This is a genomic window from Aquimarina sp. U1-2 (assembly GCF_017897595.1).
Taxonomy (GTDB): Bacteria; Bacteroidota; Bacteroidia; order Flavobacteriales; family Flavobacteriaceae; genus Aquimarina.
This window is the reverse complement of sequence record NZ_JAGKIK010000002.1, coordinates 324,609-339,446: the sequence shown is the minus strand read 5'-3', so window position 1 is coordinate 339,446 and position 14,838 is coordinate 324,609. Positions and strand designations below refer to the sequence as shown.

At 36.7% G+C, this 14,838-nt stretch carries 15 protein-coding genes; 9 read left to right on the top strand and 6 right to left on the bottom strand.

Annotated elements, in window-relative coordinates; all coding sequences use genetic code 11:
• The first annotated feature begins 157 nt into the window (after positions 1 to 157).
• Complete coding sequence (locus J8281_RS04365; RefSeq protein ID WP_210196370.1) at positions 158 to 610, top strand: Lrp/AsnC ligand binding domain-containing protein; 453 nt, start codon at positions 158 to 160, stop codon at positions 608 to 610.
• A gap of 152 nt (positions 611 to 762) precedes the next feature.
• The gene (locus J8281_RS04360) at positions 763 to 2,205 is read left to right on the top strand and encodes a BLUF domain-containing protein (protein ID WP_210196369.1); all 1,443 of its coding nucleotides are present in this window, start codon (positions 763 to 765) and stop codon (positions 2,203 to 2,205) included.
• Between the two features lie 440 nt (positions 2,206 to 2,645).
• Here the strand turns inward: J8281_RS04360 and J8281_RS04355 are convergent, their stop codons facing one another.
• The 5 genes from J8281_RS04355 to J8281_RS04335 all read right to left on the bottom strand — a co-directional run bounded on the left by J8281_RS04355 (position 2,646) and on the right by J8281_RS04335 (position 9,267).
• Positions 2,646 to 3,338, bottom strand: coding sequence for a zinc metallopeptidase (locus J8281_RS04355; RefSeq protein ID WP_210196368.1), 693 nt, complete (start codon positions 3,336 to 3,338; stop codon positions 2,646 to 2,648).
• A gap of 108 nt (positions 3,339 to 3,446) precedes the next feature.
• Positions 3,447 to 4,562: an alanine dehydrogenase gene (gene ald / locus J8281_RS04350; RefSeq protein ID WP_210196367.1), complete on the bottom strand. Its 1,116-nt coding sequence runs from the start codon at positions 4,560 to 4,562 to the stop codon at positions 3,447 to 3,449.
• 134 nt (positions 4,563 to 4,696) lie between these two features.
• Positions 4,697 to 4,957 (bottom strand): SemiSWEET transporter, encoded by a 261-nt coding sequence (locus J8281_RS04345; protein ID WP_210196366.1) that lies wholly within the window; start codon positions 4,955 to 4,957, stop codon positions 4,697 to 4,699.
• Between the two features lie 331 nt (positions 4,958 to 5,288).
• Positions 5,289 to 8,234, bottom strand: a complete 2,946-nt coding sequence (locus J8281_RS04340; RefSeq protein WP_210196365.1) for a leucine--tRNA ligase — start codon at positions 8,232 to 8,234, stop codon at positions 5,289 to 5,291.
• Between the two features lie 91 nt (positions 8,235 to 8,325).
• Positions 8,326 to 9,267, bottom strand: a complete 942-nt coding sequence (locus J8281_RS04335; RefSeq protein ID WP_246848965.1) for a ketopantoate reductase family protein — start codon at positions 9,265 to 9,267, stop codon at positions 8,326 to 8,328.
• Positions 9,268 to 9,420: 153 nt separating this feature from the next.
• Here J8281_RS04335 and J8281_RS04330 point away from each other — a divergent pair, with 153 nt between their 5' ends.
• Genes J8281_RS04330 through J8281_RS04300 form a run of 7 tightly spaced genes read left to right on the top strand, consistent with a single transcriptional unit; the run spans position 9,421 to position 14,101 of the window.
• Positions 9,421 to 10,299 (top strand): ABC transporter permease, encoded by an 879-nt coding sequence (locus tag J8281_RS04330; protein WP_210196364.1) that lies wholly within the window; start codon positions 9,421 to 9,423, stop codon positions 10,297 to 10,299.
• A gap of 47 nt (positions 10,300 to 10,346) precedes the next feature.
• Complete coding sequence (gene lgt, locus J8281_RS04325) at positions 10,347 to 11,171, top strand: prolipoprotein diacylglyceryl transferase (RefSeq protein ID WP_210196363.1); 825 nt, start codon at positions 10,347 to 10,349, stop codon at positions 11,169 to 11,171.
• A gap of 5 nt (positions 11,172 to 11,176) precedes the next feature.
• On the top strand, positions 11,177 to 11,584 hold the full coding sequence (locus tag J8281_RS04320) for a hypothetical protein (protein ID WP_210196362.1): 408 nt from the start codon (positions 11,177 to 11,179) through the stop codon (positions 11,582 to 11,584).
• Positions 11,565 to 11,828: a DUF3098 domain-containing protein gene (locus J8281_RS04315; protein WP_210196361.1), complete on the top strand. Its 264-nt coding sequence runs from the start codon at positions 11,565 to 11,567 to the stop codon at positions 11,826 to 11,828. The genes J8281_RS04320 and J8281_RS04315 overlap by 20 nt, the downstream gene beginning before the upstream one ends.
• A 27-nt stretch (positions 11,829 to 11,855) precedes the next feature.
• Entirely contained in the window at positions 11,856 to 12,650 is a 795-nt protein-coding gene (locus tag J8281_RS04310; RefSeq protein ID WP_210196360.1) for an undecaprenyl-diphosphate phosphatase, read from the top strand.
• A gap of 9 nt (positions 12,651 to 12,659) precedes the next feature.
• Positions 12,660 to 13,367 carry a tRNA pseudouridine(55) synthase TruB gene (gene truB / locus J8281_RS04305; RefSeq protein ID WP_210196359.1) on the top strand — a complete coding sequence of 236 codons (708 nt, stop codon included), beginning with the start codon at positions 12,660 to 12,662 and terminating at the stop codon, positions 13,365 to 13,367.
• Positions 13,368 to 13,402: 35 nt separating this feature from the next.
• Positions 13,403 to 14,101: a hypothetical protein gene (locus J8281_RS04300; RefSeq protein WP_210196358.1), complete on the top strand. Its 699-nt coding sequence runs from the start codon at positions 13,403 to 13,405 to the stop codon at positions 14,099 to 14,101.
• A 46-nt stretch (positions 14,102 to 14,147) separates the two neighbouring features.
• Here the strand turns inward: J8281_RS04300 and J8281_RS04295 are convergent, their stop codons facing one another.
• The gene (locus tag J8281_RS04295) at positions 14,148 to 14,759 is read right to left on the bottom strand and encodes a thioredoxin family protein (protein WP_210196357.1); all 612 of its coding nucleotides are present in this window, start codon (positions 14,757 to 14,759) and stop codon (positions 14,148 to 14,150) included.
• Positions 14,760 to 14,838: the final 79 nt, after the last annotated feature.

Genomic DNA, 14,838 nt, shown 5'->3' with positions numbered 1-14,838 from the left:
ATTGCCCTTATATCAATTCATTATATAATTTATTTGAGAAATTTTGGAGGATAAACCTAAGAAACATTGAAACGGGACTTGGCTTAGATTTTAACGCTAACATTGTACTCTTTAAATCCCGATAACTAAGTATAACATTCAGAAAATTGGAATTCATATGATAAAAATTGATGGCATCGATAAAGAAATATTACGCAATTTGATGGAAGATGCGCGTAGACCAATTTTAAAAATTGCCAGGCAAGTGGGTGTATCGGGAGCTGCAATTCATCAAAGACTTCGCAAACTTGAAAGCTCTGGACTTATCGCCGGATCCAAATTTATTATCGATCCTAAAGTAATGGGCTATAAAACCATGGCTTTTGTTGGGGTTTTTTTAGATAAAGCAGTGAGTAATCCTAAGGCTGTTAAGCAACTTAAAGATATTCCTGAAGTTATCGAATGTCATTACACGACCGGGAATTGGTCGATTTTTCTCAAAATATTGTGCAAAGATAATGAGCATTTAATGAATGTTCTCAATAAAGACATTCAGGCTATAGAAGGGGTTTCAAGAACTGAAACTTTTATTTCTCTGGATCAACAAATAGATCGACAGATTCAAGTATAATGTAAGTATGAATCTGCTGAAGTATGTAATTCGACATGCTACTACATGTCCACCATTTTTTATGAAGTTATGTAAAATATAATAATCCCGATAGTGTTAAAGGTTATTGAAGAAAAATAATATCTTCGTTTTAAACTTATTATATTTCCTTTATGTTTGAATTAAAAGAGAGTTCTCCATTAGGAATGTTACGGCAATTTGCTGTTAATTTAAATGCGACCCTACATGAAGACTTAGGAGCATCCAGTCTTATTCTAAATAACGAAAATGGTAAGGGTCGAATTAATCTGTACGAAGTTTTTCCCGGGTTAACGGCATGGATATACAATATTGAATTCAATAATGATTATAAGTTTATTCACGAGTTTTCTAAAAGTTACGTCTACTATTTCGGCTATCATGTATCCGGATATCAGCTGACAAAATTTCCGTACGAAGAAGAATATAATAAAATAGAGAAAGGCCAGAATTTTATCTTGACCGGAAAGTTTGGTGAAAAATCAGAATTTGTGATCCCAGCAAAGAAACACTATGAATGTTGTTATCTAATTGTGCAACCCGATCTTTTAAATCAACCTAATACAAAGACCAAGACAGCCTTAAAACTTCATTTGGCAGAAGTGTTTTCAATCTCAGATGCATCCAAACCTTTTAGATATTTTGGAAATAATGATTTAAGAACAGGAATTTATGCAGAGCTTATAGTTAGAAACAAAAGAACCGATCTGGTAGGAAGACTACTAACCGAGTCTGCCATTTTAAATATGCTTGCCTCTCAAATAGAGGCACATGATTATGATCAAAATACAGAAAACTTTCAACCCGACTTAAGTAAACAAGAGCTCCAGGATATAAGTAGTCTAGGCGATTATATTCAGGATAATATCGATCAAAGATTTCATAACCAAGAGCTAGCAAAAAAGCTTGGAGTAAGTCAAAAAAAATTACAGCGCGGTGTGCGTTTTCTATTCGGATACTCAATTAATAAATATATTATTAATATACGACTAGAACGTGCCAGAGAGTTGTTTATCACTTCAGATTTGAATGTTTCAGAGATATGTTATAAAGTGGGATATGCCAGTAGGAGTCATTTCGCCAAGCAATTTTATAATAGGTATGGAGTTTTCCCTAATCACTATAGAAATTCCCTGTTCAAAGAAAATATTCTTTTTGAAGTTTCTTACAGATTAATGGCTAAAACCGGTATTGATGAAAAGGAAATAACAGACATATTAAGCGTATCCCGTAAAAACAATAAAGTTTATGACATTACGGGTAGTCTAATTTATCATAGAGGTATATTTTTTCAATTAATAGAGGGATCGAAAAAAGATGTGTTATATATTTATGATAAAATAAAGAAGGACAAGCGACATTTTGATGTACAAACCATTTGGCAAGGCACAAAGATGAGCAGAGAGTTCGAAAACTGGAATATGGCTATGATATCTGATGAAGGTATTCTTAATATCCCAAGTGATGGAAATACGAAGAACCTAAATTTAGGTTTACTTGTTGGGGAAATTAGTGAACAGGCATTAGAATCCAAGAATCTTTGGGGAAAGGTAAGAAACATTTTAAAAACTATTTGACTCCTCAATTCTCCTTATTATTATTTCGATATTGAAGGCTGTCTTATTAATTCTGCTAAACTATACGATATATGTAGTTTGAGCTAAAACTTCTGCAATCACATTGCCGTCACTACTAAATTTAACCCGTTTTATGCATTAGAAAATCTATTACGGCTTGAAACTGCTGCAAAACCAAGCACTACGTTGTATTTTTAAGTTTCACCATAGCCCTTTGACTCCGCTCGGGGTAAACTGCTATGCTGAAACTTAGAAAACACTGCCAACGCTACATCTCGCCCAAAGCAATGCTTTGTCGTGGCATTTTAAATCCTCATAACGAAATTCTAATGCATAAACCGGGTTTAAATTATCTAAAAGTTAACTAAAAAAGAAATACCCCCAGTTCATCAAATAACTGGCAGGTTTCTATTTGTTCAAATAAGTTTAAACAAACCTAATTAATCCCTATTTCCTAAAAAAAGAGAAATAAAATATAGTAATGTTGCCAATGATCCCAAAGCAGCCACTACATACGTTCGTGCAGCCCATTTCAGTGCGTCTTTTGCACCATCATACTCTTGCGGGGTTACCATATTTCTATTTTCTAGCCATGCTAATGCTCTCTTACTAGCATCGTACTCTACAGGAAGTGTTATGAACGCAAATAAAGTGGTTGCAGCAAAAAGTATGATACCGACAAGAAAAATCAAGTTACCGAATACCATTCCAGAGGCAGTTAATACCAAACCTGCCATAATTACAATATTAGAAAGTTTACTGGCTATTCCCACAGCAGGAACGATTTTAGAACGCAAGGTTAACCAGCTATACGCAGTAGCGTGTTGCACAGCATGTCCAACCTCATGAGCAGCTACGGCTGCGGCTGCGGCATTTCTTTGATGATATACGCCCTCGCTTAAATTTACTGTTTTGTTCGTTGGATTATAATGATCGGTTAGCATGCCGGGTGTAGAAATCACCTTTACATCGTAAATACCGTTATCCTCTAGCATTTTTGTTGCGATCTCTGCACCACTCATTCCGTTTTGCAAATGAACTTTTGAATACTTCTTAAACTTACTCTTTAATTTATTGCTCACGTACATACTTACCAAAAATATGACCCCAGCAATTATATAATATCCCATCATAAAGCGCTAATTTTTATACGTGTTAATATAACTATTTTATAAGCAAAAACCTCGCCATACTAGCGAGGTTTTTAAGTAAATAAACTTGAGTTAGCCAATACTTCGAGTTTATCCTAAATATGTTTCAACATCTACTAGTGGTAGCTCAAATGCCTCTGATATTGCGGGATATACTACATCTCCCTGGATAACATTGAGTCCCTTTTTAAGAGGTTCGTTACGGGCACATGCAGCTTTCCAACCTATATTTGCTAACTGTACAGCATATGGCAAAGTGACATTGGTTAATGCCAGAGTGGACGTAAAAGGTACTGCGCCTGGCATATTTGCAACAGAATAATGCACCACATCATCAATGATGTATACCGGATCCTGATGGGTCGTTGGTTTGGTAGTTTCAAAACAACCGCCTTGATCCACAGCCACATCAACCAATACCGTACCTGGGCGCATATCTTTTAACATATCCCGTGTAATCAACTTAGGGGCTTTTGCGCCAGGTATAAGTACGCCACCAATAATCAGGTCTGAGGTTTTTATATGTTTACGAATGGTATATTCGTTAGAATATTCTGTATTGACATTGGCAGGCATGACATCGTCGAGATACTTTAGTCTTTTTGGACTAATGTCTAAAATAGTAACATCAGCACCCATACCGGCTGCCATTTTTGCAGCCTGAGTACCTACCACACCGCCACCAAGTACGAGGACTTTAGCAGGTGCCACTCCTGGAACTCCACCAAGCAGAATACCTCTACCTTTAAGAGGTTTTTCTAGATACTTGGCACCCTGTTGTATCGACATTCGTCCGGCAACCTCGCTCATCGGAGTTAATAACGGCAAACTACGGTCGGGGTCTTCTACGGTTTCATAAGAAATACATACCGAACCACTGTTGATCATTGCCTGGGTCAATGGTTCACTAGATGCGAAGTGAAAATAGGTGAATACCAATTGATCTTTTTTGATCAACGCATATTCAGGTTCTATAGGTTCTTTGACTTTGATGATCATCTCTGCTGCATGGTATACCTCTTCTATTGTAGGTAATATCTGCCCACCGGCACTTATGTATTCATCATCACTAAAACCACTCTGCAAACCGGCATTTTGCTGAATGTAAACCGTATGACCGTGTCTAACAAGCTCCATAGTTCCTGCAGGTGTTACCCCTACACGATTCTCGTTATTTTTAATCTCCTTCGGAACCCCGATTATCATATTCTTATTTTTTTGTCGAAAATAGATGTTTTTATGAAATAAACCAATAAATCATATTCAAAAAATACTTTATCAATAATTTTAATAAGTATATATTGAAAATGTTAAAAAAATAAATATTTATAATTTCAACTTTAGTTTTTATAGCGATACTTAAAATATAACAACAAAAATCCGGAAATTGCCGTTATAAAGTTTGCTAAAATTATCGGTAAACTATCAATTAAGAACCCGTAAATAAGCCAACACAATACACCCGAGACAAAAATGAGTAACATAGACAACGATAAACTGTCTGCCGATTTTGTTTTCCAGGTTTTAAATACCTGTGGTAAAAATGCTGTCGTGGTTAATGTTGCTGCCACTAACCCCAAAATTTCGGTAAAATCGATCATATTTTGTTGTGAAATAGAGAATATGAAAAGTAGAAAATAGAAAATAGAAATTGGAAAGTAGAAATTAATTTAATGGATTGTCCATTATTATTATACCTAAAATTTAACTGAGAAGTCATCCTGAATTCATTTCAGGATCTCATTACGTTTATTTTCAGTACATCGAGATGAGAAGCTGAAACGAGCCTGTGCTGAACTCGTTTCAGTATTCAGCTTGACGCAAACTGTTTAGGTTAAATTACGGATATTCATATTAATTTAGTCTCTTTTCCATACGCTTTTTTCTATTTTCCGGTTTCTAATTTCTAATTTCCACATGCTACATTATTATCTATCCTACCACATTCACAATCTTACCTGGCACTACGATTACCTTTTTAGGTTCGCGACCTGCGAGTTGTTGTTGTGTTTTTTCATGTGCCATAACTGCAGCCTCAATTTCTTCTTTACTCAAGTCTAACGATAATTCTAGGGTAAAGCGCATCTTACCGTTAAAAGAAATCGGATATTGCTTTGTACTTTCAACAAGATGTTGTGCTTCAAAAACGGGAAATGCAGCTGTTGCTATTGACTCGTTATGTCCCAACTTTTGCCATAATTCTTCGGCGATATGAGGGGCATAAGGTGAAATTAACACCAACAAGGGTTCTAGAATGGCTCTAGCATTACATTTTTGAGCAGTCAATTCATTCACTGCTATCATAAACGTACTTACCGAAGTGTTGAACGAGAAATTCTCGATATCTTCTTCTACCTTTTTGATCGTTTTGTGCAGGGTTTTTAGGTTATCTTTTGTAGGTTCTGCATCTGAAACATTAAAAACATCCCCCTGACCCCCTTCGAAGGGGGAATGGTACAATTTCCATAATTTTTTAAGGAAAGAATGCACCCCGGTGATCCCTGCGGTATTCCAGGGTTTGGCTTGCTCTAATGGTCCAAGGAACATTTCATACAACCGTAAGGTATCTGCCCCATAATCATCACAAATGTCATCTGGATTAACGACGTTGTATTTGGATTTAGACATTTTTTCGACTTCGCGACTTACTATATACTTTCCGCCGTTTAAAACAAAGTCTGCATCTTTTAGATGTTTATATTTGTTATCCAATTTAAAGCCTTCTATATCTAGCTCATTTGAAGAATTTATAAGAGTAACATCCACATGTAGAGGCATTATATTAATTTTCGAAATATCTATATCTACTCCTCTTTTCTGAGTCAAATGAACTAATCTTTCTTTAAGTTCACTATCGTTTTCTAACAAATCCGCAGAAATAAAAATTGCTTCATCCGTTTGTAATCCTGTATTCAAAAAAACCCTATGCATAAAAGCACTAGTCCCCAAAATCATCCCTTGATTGATCAGTTTTTTAGCAAATTCCTCTACCGGTACAATCCCGCGATCAAATAAAAACTTTTGCCAAAAACGTGCGTAAAGTAAATGCCCTGTAGCATGTTCGCTTCCGCCAATGTACAGATCTACCTCTTTCCAGTACACAATAGCCTCTTGTGAAAATATCTCATCTTCATTATGAGGATCCATATACCGGTTAAAGTAATACGAACTTCCTGCCCAACCTGGCATGGTGTTCAGCTCTAAAGGAAACACACTATTATGGTCTATTAAGTCGTTTGCAACCACCTTGTTATTTTTAGTATCCCAAGCCCAAACATCTGCACGACCTAATGGGGGTTCCCCGCTTTCGGTAGGCAAATACTTCTCTACCTCTGGTAGTTCAATCGGCAGATATTTTGCTTCAATCATTTGTGGCATTCCGTCGACATAATACACCGGAAAGGGTTCTCCCCAGTAGCGTTGTCGACTAAAAACAGCATCTCGTAACCTATAATTGATTTTTCCTTTTCCTTGATCGATCTGCTCTAATTCATAAATCGCTCTTTTGGTGGCTTTTTTATAATTAAGACCATTTAAGAAGTCAGAATTGGCAATAATAGTATGCTCTTTATCGGCAAAAGCTGCTTCAGAAATATCAACGCCTTCAAAAATATTTGGGATAGCAATATCAAAATGCTTTGCAAAGTCATAATCACGTTGATCTCCGCAAGGTACTGCCATTACCGCTCCGGTACCATAGCCTGCCAACACATAATCCCCAATCCAGATGGGTATGGGTTCTTTAGTGAATGGATGCTCTGCATATGCCCCGGTAAACGCACCGCTTATCGTTTTTACATCGGCCATACGTTCGCGCTCACTTCGTTTTGCAGTGGCTTCAATATACGCGTCGACCTCAGCCTTTTGCACTGAAGTTGTTATTTTTTGAACCAACTCATGCTCTGGAGCCAACGTCATAAAACTAACTCCAAAAATCGTATCAGGTCTTGTAGTAAATACTTCAATTTTGAATTCTGAATTCTGAATTCTGAATTCTACAGAAGCTCCTTCAGAACGACCAATCCAATTGGTTTGCGAATCCTTTAGCGGTTGCGGCCAATCGATGGTGTCTAAACCGTCTAATAACCGTTGTGCATACGCCGAAATACGCATGCTCCATTGGGTCATTTTTTTACGTAGTACAGGATATCCACCCCGCTCTGAGACTCCGTTTACGATTTCATCATTGGCCAATACGGTACCCAATTTCGGACACCAGTTTACTTCAGTTTCAGCCAAATAGGTTAATCTATACTTTAGTAATACTTCTTGTTTTTCTTTGGAAGAAAAAGCATTCCATTCTTCAGCTGTACATTGGATGACATCTTCATCGCAAACCGCATTTATAGTTGCATTTCCTTCCGCAGAAAAAATAGCCTCAAGATCATTTATACTTCGGGCTTTATCTTCTGTAGCATCATACCAGGAATTGAATAGCTGAATAAAAATCCACTGCGTCCATTTATAAAATTTTGGATCGCTGGTACGTACTTCTCGACTCCAATCAAACGAAAACCCAATTTTATCTAACTGCTCTCGATACCGGGCAATATTTTGTTGGGTAGTAATGGCAGGGTGCTGTCCTGTTTGAATAGCATATTGCTCTGCAGGTAAGCCAAAAGAGTCGTACCCCTGGGGATGCAAAACATTGAATCCCTTATGTCGTTTGTATCGTGCATAAATATCGCTGGCAATATACCCAAGAGGATGGCCAACATGCAATCCCGCACCCGAAGGATAAGGAAACATATCTAACACATAATACTTTGGAGCCCCCTCCATCTCCCCCGAAAGGGGAGGGTTTTTTGCTACAAAGGTGGTGTTGTCTTTCCAGTATTGCTGCCATTTGGCTTCGATCTCTCTAAAATTGTAGCTCATCCTTATGAAATTAAGATCGCAAATTTACTAAAACCTGACTAATTCTAATCCTAACCGCTTTACAATTGTTTAGCCTTTACGATTGGATTTCTTATTTGGAGTCCGAGAGGTTTCTCGCTTTTGCTTCCATGGGCTGCAAACAACTATAGGTAAATGAATTAATAGGTGTTTCGATCCCCAATCGTTTCCCTTCAGTTACTATAAACCCATTAAAGTTTTCTAATTCTGAAGGTCTGCCTTGGATGATGTCTCTTTGGGTAGAAGCTGTTGCATTATACGGTTGTTGACTGATCATGTGCATGATCTGCTCGACAATAGTATTGGGTACTGCCACGTTTTTGGCTATTGCAACACGATAGATTTCTGTAGCAGTTTGCCGTAGCATTTCTCGAGTATACGTATTCTCATACATTTCACCAATAGTGGCTCGGGTGAGCGCTCCCAAACCACTTACGGTAGCGATGAACATAAATTTACTCCATATAGCTACATGAATATCTTTGGAAATCGTATTTGTGAAGCCGGCTTTATCGAATACCTCTTTTACTTTTTGAATACGTGGTGTGATTTGCTTATCTAATTCTCCGAATATAAGTTCGGGACGAAATCCGAAATGTGAAATCACACCTGGTTCTTCTATTTTGCTATATATTTTACACAGTCCCCCTATCACCTGTGTTTTAGGCAGGATTGAGGCCACTTTTGCTGCATTATCTGCGCCGTTTTGCAACGGAAGTACTACAGTATCTTTATGCAAAAGCGGCTTGATTAAGGTTGCTGCTTCGGTTACTTGCCAGGACTTGGTACAAATAAGAATTAAGTCTGCCTTTTCGACCTCGTCGATAGACTGAGTAGCCCGATAGGGGTGAACCTTAAAATCACCATCAATACTTTTGACCTGTAGCCCATTGCTTTGAATAGCTTCGAGATGCTTCCCTCTGGCAACTAGGGTAACTTTTTGACCTGAATGCGCTATTTTTCCGCCAAAAAACCCTCCTACGCCGCCGACCCCAATAATGACTGTATGCATCATTTACAAAACAAATTAATCATTTCTAATATAGGCAAAAGCAAAAACTCTAATTAGCAGATGTCTTATATTTTTAAATAGTTATACACAAAAGTATTATTTTTAAGCCTCGGATCGTTATTTGTTATATATTTTTACCGAAAATTCAGTACATCCATGAGTTCATCATTTGAAAAGTATCAAAAACGCAGACTAATTTCTTCCTATTTTTCAGTAGTTATTAGTGTATCTTTGGTGTTGTTCTTATTAGGTTTATTGGGATTGCTGGTGTTAAACACAAAAAAGGTGGCCGATCATTTTAAGGAAAAGATTGCGCTCACGATCTATTTAAAAGATAATGCCAAAGAAGTTGAAATTAAACAATTAGAAAAAACATTGGCACTGGCAGCCTACACAAAATCTACTGTTTTTATCTCTAAAGACGAAGCTGCCGAAGCACATAGTAAGGATATAGGAGAAAATTTCATGGATTTTCTGGGATATAATCCTTTACAAAACTCTATAGACGTATACTTAAAAGCTGATTTTGTTGATCCTGCAAAAATTGAAGAAATTTCGACAAGCATCACCAGAAAAGATTTTGTAGATGAAGTGATCTATGATAAACCCCTTATTTCATTGCTTAACGACAATATTAAAAAAATTAGCTTTTGGGTGTTACTCATTAGCGGGATTTTTACCTTTATTGCCGTATTGTTGATCAATAGTTCTATTCGCTTATCGGTATATTCAAAAAGATTTATTATTAAAACCATGCAAATGGTTGGAGCCACCAAAAAGTTTATTCGCAGACCTTTTATCTGGAAGAGTGTGCGTCTAGGGATGATAGGAGCACTTCTAGCGCTATTTGGTGTAGGTATAGTATTATACTACCTTAATAAAACATTTCCTGAACTAGCGCTATTAGAAGATAAATTTTTACTAATGATCTTATTTTTAGGGGTATTTGGTATAGGTGTACTGATCACATGGATTAGTACTTTTTTTGCTACGCAGCGGTTTTTAAATCTTAGAACTGATGAGCTATATTATTAGCGGTTAGTTTTTAAGAAATAGTAGTTAAAAAAATTAAACGTTGTTTTATGGGACCAGTAGTGTGGAACGTCGACCCGGAAATTATAAAATTATTTGGTAGTATTCCTATTCGGTATTATGGGTTATGCATCTTACTAGGTGTACTTATTTCGTATCAGATCGTAAAGAAAGTGTATGTACAAGAACATATCCCAATTGAAAAGCTAGAACAGCTTTCGACATATCTTTTTGTTGGTATTGTGATAGGTATGCGTCTTGGTCACTGCCTCTTCTATGATTTTGAGTATTATTCAAATCATATCGTAGAGATTTTTGTTCCGTTTCGATGGACTAACGATAGTTGGGAGTTTACTGGATTTCAGGGACTAGCAAGTCACGGAGGTAGTATAGGTGCTATCTTGGCCATTGTTTTTTATTCTTTCAAGCATAAAACCTCAATTTTTTGGATACTAGACAGAATTGCCATAGTTGCACCCATTACCGGAGCCTTTATCCATCTTGGAAATTTTATGAATTCTGAAATCTACGGAAAACCCACTCATGGTAATTACGGAGTTATATTTATGCGAGATGATATGATCCCAAGACATCCTACGCAATTATACGAAGCTTTCGCCTATGTACTCATATTTTTTGCAGCGTGGTTTTCTTATAAAACTACAAATGTGCGCCACTATAAAGGTATGCTGTTTGGTTTTGTTCTTATCGCTGTTTTTACAGCGCGATTTATCATAGAATATTTTAAAGAAAATCAGGTGGCGTTTGAGGATGCAATGACGATCAACATGGGGCAATGGCTTAGCATTCCATTTATTGTTAGTGGTATTGTCTTACTTTTTTTAAGTCGGCTACAAAGAGAAACAATGCTATAAATTTTATGGATAAATTTGCCAAAATCTGGTTACTATGTGCGTTTATACTATTTATTGTATTTATGGTGGTCATGATCCAAACATTTCGACCTGTAACAAAAATAGATCCAGAAGATGTTATGAAAATTACCGGTAAAGTAATCAACATTGAAGCCGCTCCTGGATTTGACATTGCTATTACCCTTGAAAACGACAACCATTATTATTATATCAACCGGGGTTTACAACAATCTCTAGCTATTGAACCCCTGCGTACTGCTATTTTAAATAAAAATGTAACATTGTATACTTTGAAAAGATGGACTATCTTTACTCCCGATTGTAATATGGGGCATATTGCTAAAATTGTTACAGCTAACCAAGTAGTATTCAATAAAATTAATAACGACGATCATGAGCAAACAACACCGTAAAAACAACCCACCTCAACCCGATTTTGTATTTGGGAAGAAAAATTATGTAGTCATGGCGATTGGTATTGCAGTTATTGCGCTAGGATTTATTTTGATGGCAGGAGGCGGTAGTGATGATCCTAATGTTTTTAATCCAGAGATTTATAACTTCAGACGAATACGGCTTGCACCAACCATAGTATTGATAGGCTTTGGTATCGAAGTATATGCTATTCTTCTAAATCCAGACAAGAAGAAAAAGTAATATTTCAAAGAAACATCCCAATGCTCTATGGATATAATTGATGCCATTGTTTTAGGAATAGTTCAAGGTCTCACAGAATTTTTACCGGTTTCATCGAGCGGTCACCTAGAATTAGGCAAAGCCATTCTTGGGGATACGAGCATTCCTGAAGAATCCTTATTATTTACAGTTGTCCTTCATTTTGCTACCGCGCTAAGTACTATAGTCGTTTTTAGAAAAGATATCTGGAGAATCATTCGCGGTTTGCTAGCCTTCAAAAAAAATGAAGAAACCCTATTTTCATTAAAAATTATCGTTTCTATGATTCCGGCAGTAGTTGTAGGACTGTTTTTTGAAGAACAATTAGAACAGCTTTTCGGTGGTAATATTACCTTTGTAGGATGTATGTTGCTCATTACTGCTATACTGCTATGGTTTGCCGATAAAGCGAAAAGCACAAGAAAACCTGTAAGCGCCACCAATGCATTTGTTATTGGTATTGCGCAAGCTGTGGCTATGCTACCGGGGATTTCGCGTAGCGGAGCTACAATTTCGACTTCGGTTTTATTGGGAAATGATAAAACCAAAGCGGCGCGCTTTTCGTTTTTAATGGTGATCCCATTGATCTTTGGGAAAATTGCTAAAGATATGTTGAGTGGTGATCTTTCATTTACTTCTCAAAATAACAGCGCCATTATTATAGGTTTTATAGCTGCTTTTATTTCTGGGCTTTTTGCGTGTACCTGGATGATTTCGCTAGTAAAAAAGAGTAAGTTAACATATTTTGCCGTATATTGTGTTTTTGTTGGTATACTTGCCATCATTTTTGGTTTGATGAAATAGCCCCAAATTATGTTAACCGAACAAGACTACAGAAACGGTCAAATTATTTTGATCGACAAACCGTTACAATGGACTTCTTTTCAGGTCGTCAATAAGCTACGTTGGGCCATTCGGAAAAACTTTGGTATTAAAAAGATCAAAGTAGGACATGCAGGTACATTGGACCCCTTGGCTTCGGGTCTCTTAATTCTATGCACAGGAAAATTTACCAAGCAAATTCCGCAGCTTCAGGGACAAGTAAAAGAGTATACCGGTACCATTACTTTAGGAGCTACAACACCATCATACGATCTGGAAACCGAGATAGATCAAACCTTTCCAATTGATCACATTACCAATGAAGATATTATAGCTGCTACAGCTATATTTACCGGAGAAATCGAGCAATATCCACCCATTTTTTCAGCTTTAAAAAAAGATGGAAAGCGCCTGTACGAATATGCCAGAGCGGGAACCACAGTAGCCATAAAATCAAGAAAAATCACCATACATCATTTTGAAATTACCAGAATAGCTTTGCCAGAGGTCGATTTTAAAGTTATATGTAGTAAGGGAACTTATATACGTTCACTTGCGCATGACTTTGGAAAAGCGTTACAAAGCGGGGGGCACTTAACTGCTTTACGAAGAACAAGCATAGGATCATTTTCTATTGAAGATGCTACTACTGTAGAAGCTTTTGTGAAACAGGTATCTACAAAAATTGAAACTGCATAAAATATTGTTGAATAAAATTAGTTATACATACACTTATGGAGTTTTTAGAGAAACATAAAGCCTTGATTATCACATCTATGTTGATGGGAATCTTTGTTCTTAGCTTGTACAATATCAATATGATCAAAAAGCAAAAAGAACAAGCCGAAATTATGATGGAAATTCCTGAAGAATTTTTGGCAGAACAGGAAGAAGAGCAGCAACCCGAAGAAGAATTGATCGCTCAAGAGAATAGACAGATTGATGCTTCTAGAAGAACTCATGCGGCCTATAATGAAGATTTTGAGGATCATGATGAGTTTGAACAACGCATGAAATCTCTTACAGAAACTGAGGATCTGGCACAAAGTGAAGAAACCATGACTGCTGAAGAAGGCGATGTCCCTCTAGAGGAAGATACCAACGAAGAAGCGAAAAACGAAGAAGCGAAACCCGAGGATGAAGAAATGAATAACAGAAATAGCTCCCTTACCTACAGTCTTAAAGGTCGTACCTCTATTGAGCTACCAAATCCTGTATATACCTGTAATGGCAGCGGAAAAGTTGTGGTAAAAATTGAAGTTAATAAAAACGGATATGTTGTCGATACTAAAGTTGACAAAAAAAAGTCGACAACACGTAACGAATGCCTCTTTGACAATGCCATGAATTATGCCAGAAAAGCATTATTTTCTCGTACCACTTTAGAAGAACAACATGGATCTATAACTTATTATTTCAATTACAATAATTAATTGATTTTACCTCGCCATAAGGTAATGCTCGGTATAAATTATGATCCTAATACTGTAGTAACTGAAGTAGATCTTGAGCAATATTTTGACCGCGGTCTTTGTTATACCACACTTGTAAATCTTGTTTGAATTGTGCGTCTAAACTCCCGTATTTTGATTTGTAATCGTTCACCATTTTAGTAGCAATAGAGGGTCTTGGTCCCCATGTATTTAGCACCTTTTGATTTTGAGGGTTATAAACAATCAGCTTCGGAATTGCTTTGCCTCCATTGGTAAGAAAATTACTCATTAATTGTTCATGATCATCTCTAGACACTATTTTTAATTGAATTGTATCAGATACTTCTGCTAATATATTCATCACCGGCAATGATTGTGCAGCATCGCCGCACCAACCTTCAGACAAGACCAACCAGATCACCTTTTTTTGAGTCTTAGCAAACGTATCGATTACTGATTTTTCGATAGCTAACGTTTTGTCTAAACGTTTCATTCTACGTTCATTGAGTAGGCTATAATTGGTTAACGCTTCAGATTGTTCATGACCTGTTGATTTTCCTTCAGCCAAAAGATGACTTAGTAGTGCTTTGTATTCCTGATATGTATAAGAATGATGGATAGCTTCTTCAACCAAATCAATAACATGTGTACGCTTCATTTTTCTACGGTGTTTTTTTGTAAAAATAGGACGTTTATCTTTTGAAACCCTTACAATTAAAAAAAATTGAAGAATATGA

Bases quoted from the DNA above. Each gene is read 5' to 3' on its own strand.
- J8281_RS04320 (WP_210196362.1), top strand. From the start codon at position 11,177: ATGGATAAATTTGCCAAAATCTGGTTACTATGTGCGTTTATACTATTT.
- J8281_RS04340 (WP_210196365.1), bottom strand. From the start codon at position 8,234: ATGAGCTACAATTTTAGAGAGATCGAAGCCAAATGGCAGCAATACTGG.
- J8281_RS04315 (WP_210196361.1), top strand. From the start codon at position 11,565: ATGAGCAAACAACACCGTAAAAACAACCCACCTCAACCCGATTTTGTA.
- J8281_RS04355 (WP_210196368.1), bottom strand. From the start codon at position 3,338: ATGATGGGATATTATATAATTGCTGGGGTCATATTTTTGGTAAGTATG.
- J8281_RS04360 (WP_210196369.1), top strand. From the start codon at position 763: ATGTTTGAATTAAAAGAGAGTTCTCCATTAGGAATGTTACGGCAATTT.
- lgt (WP_210196363.1), top strand. From the start codon at position 10,347: ATGGGACCAGTAGTGTGGAACGTCGACCCGGAAATTATAAAATTATTT.
- J8281_RS04335 (WP_246848965.1), bottom strand. From the start codon at position 9,267: ATGATGCATACAGTCATTATTGGGGTCGGCGGCGTAGGAGGGTTTTTT.
- J8281_RS04300 (WP_210196358.1), top strand. From the start codon at position 13,403: ATGGAGTTTTTAGAGAAACATAAAGCCTTGATTATCACATCTATGTTG.
- J8281_RS04330 (WP_210196364.1), top strand. From the start codon at position 9,421: ATGAGTTCATCATTTGAAAAGTATCAAAAACGCAGACTAATTTCTTCC.
- J8281_RS04345 (WP_210196366.1), bottom strand. From the start codon at position 4,957: ATGATCGATTTTACCGAAATTTTGGGGTTAGTGGCAGCAACATTAACC.
- truB (WP_210196359.1), top strand. From the start codon at position 12,660: ATGTTAACCGAACAAGACTACAGAAACGGTCAAATTATTTTGATCGAC.
- J8281_RS04365 (WP_210196370.1), top strand. From the start codon at position 158: ATGATAAAAATTGATGGCATCGATAAAGAAATATTACGCAATTTGATG.
- J8281_RS04310 (WP_210196360.1), top strand. From the start codon at position 11,856: ATGGATATAATTGATGCCATTGTTTTAGGAATAGTTCAAGGTCTCACA.
- J8281_RS04295 (WP_210196357.1), bottom strand. From the start codon at position 14,759: ATGAAGCGTACACATGTTATTGATTTGGTTGAAGAAGCTATCCATCAT.
- ald (WP_210196367.1), bottom strand. From the start codon at position 4,562: ATGATAATCGGGGTTCCGAAGGAGATTAAAAATAACGAGAATCGTGTA.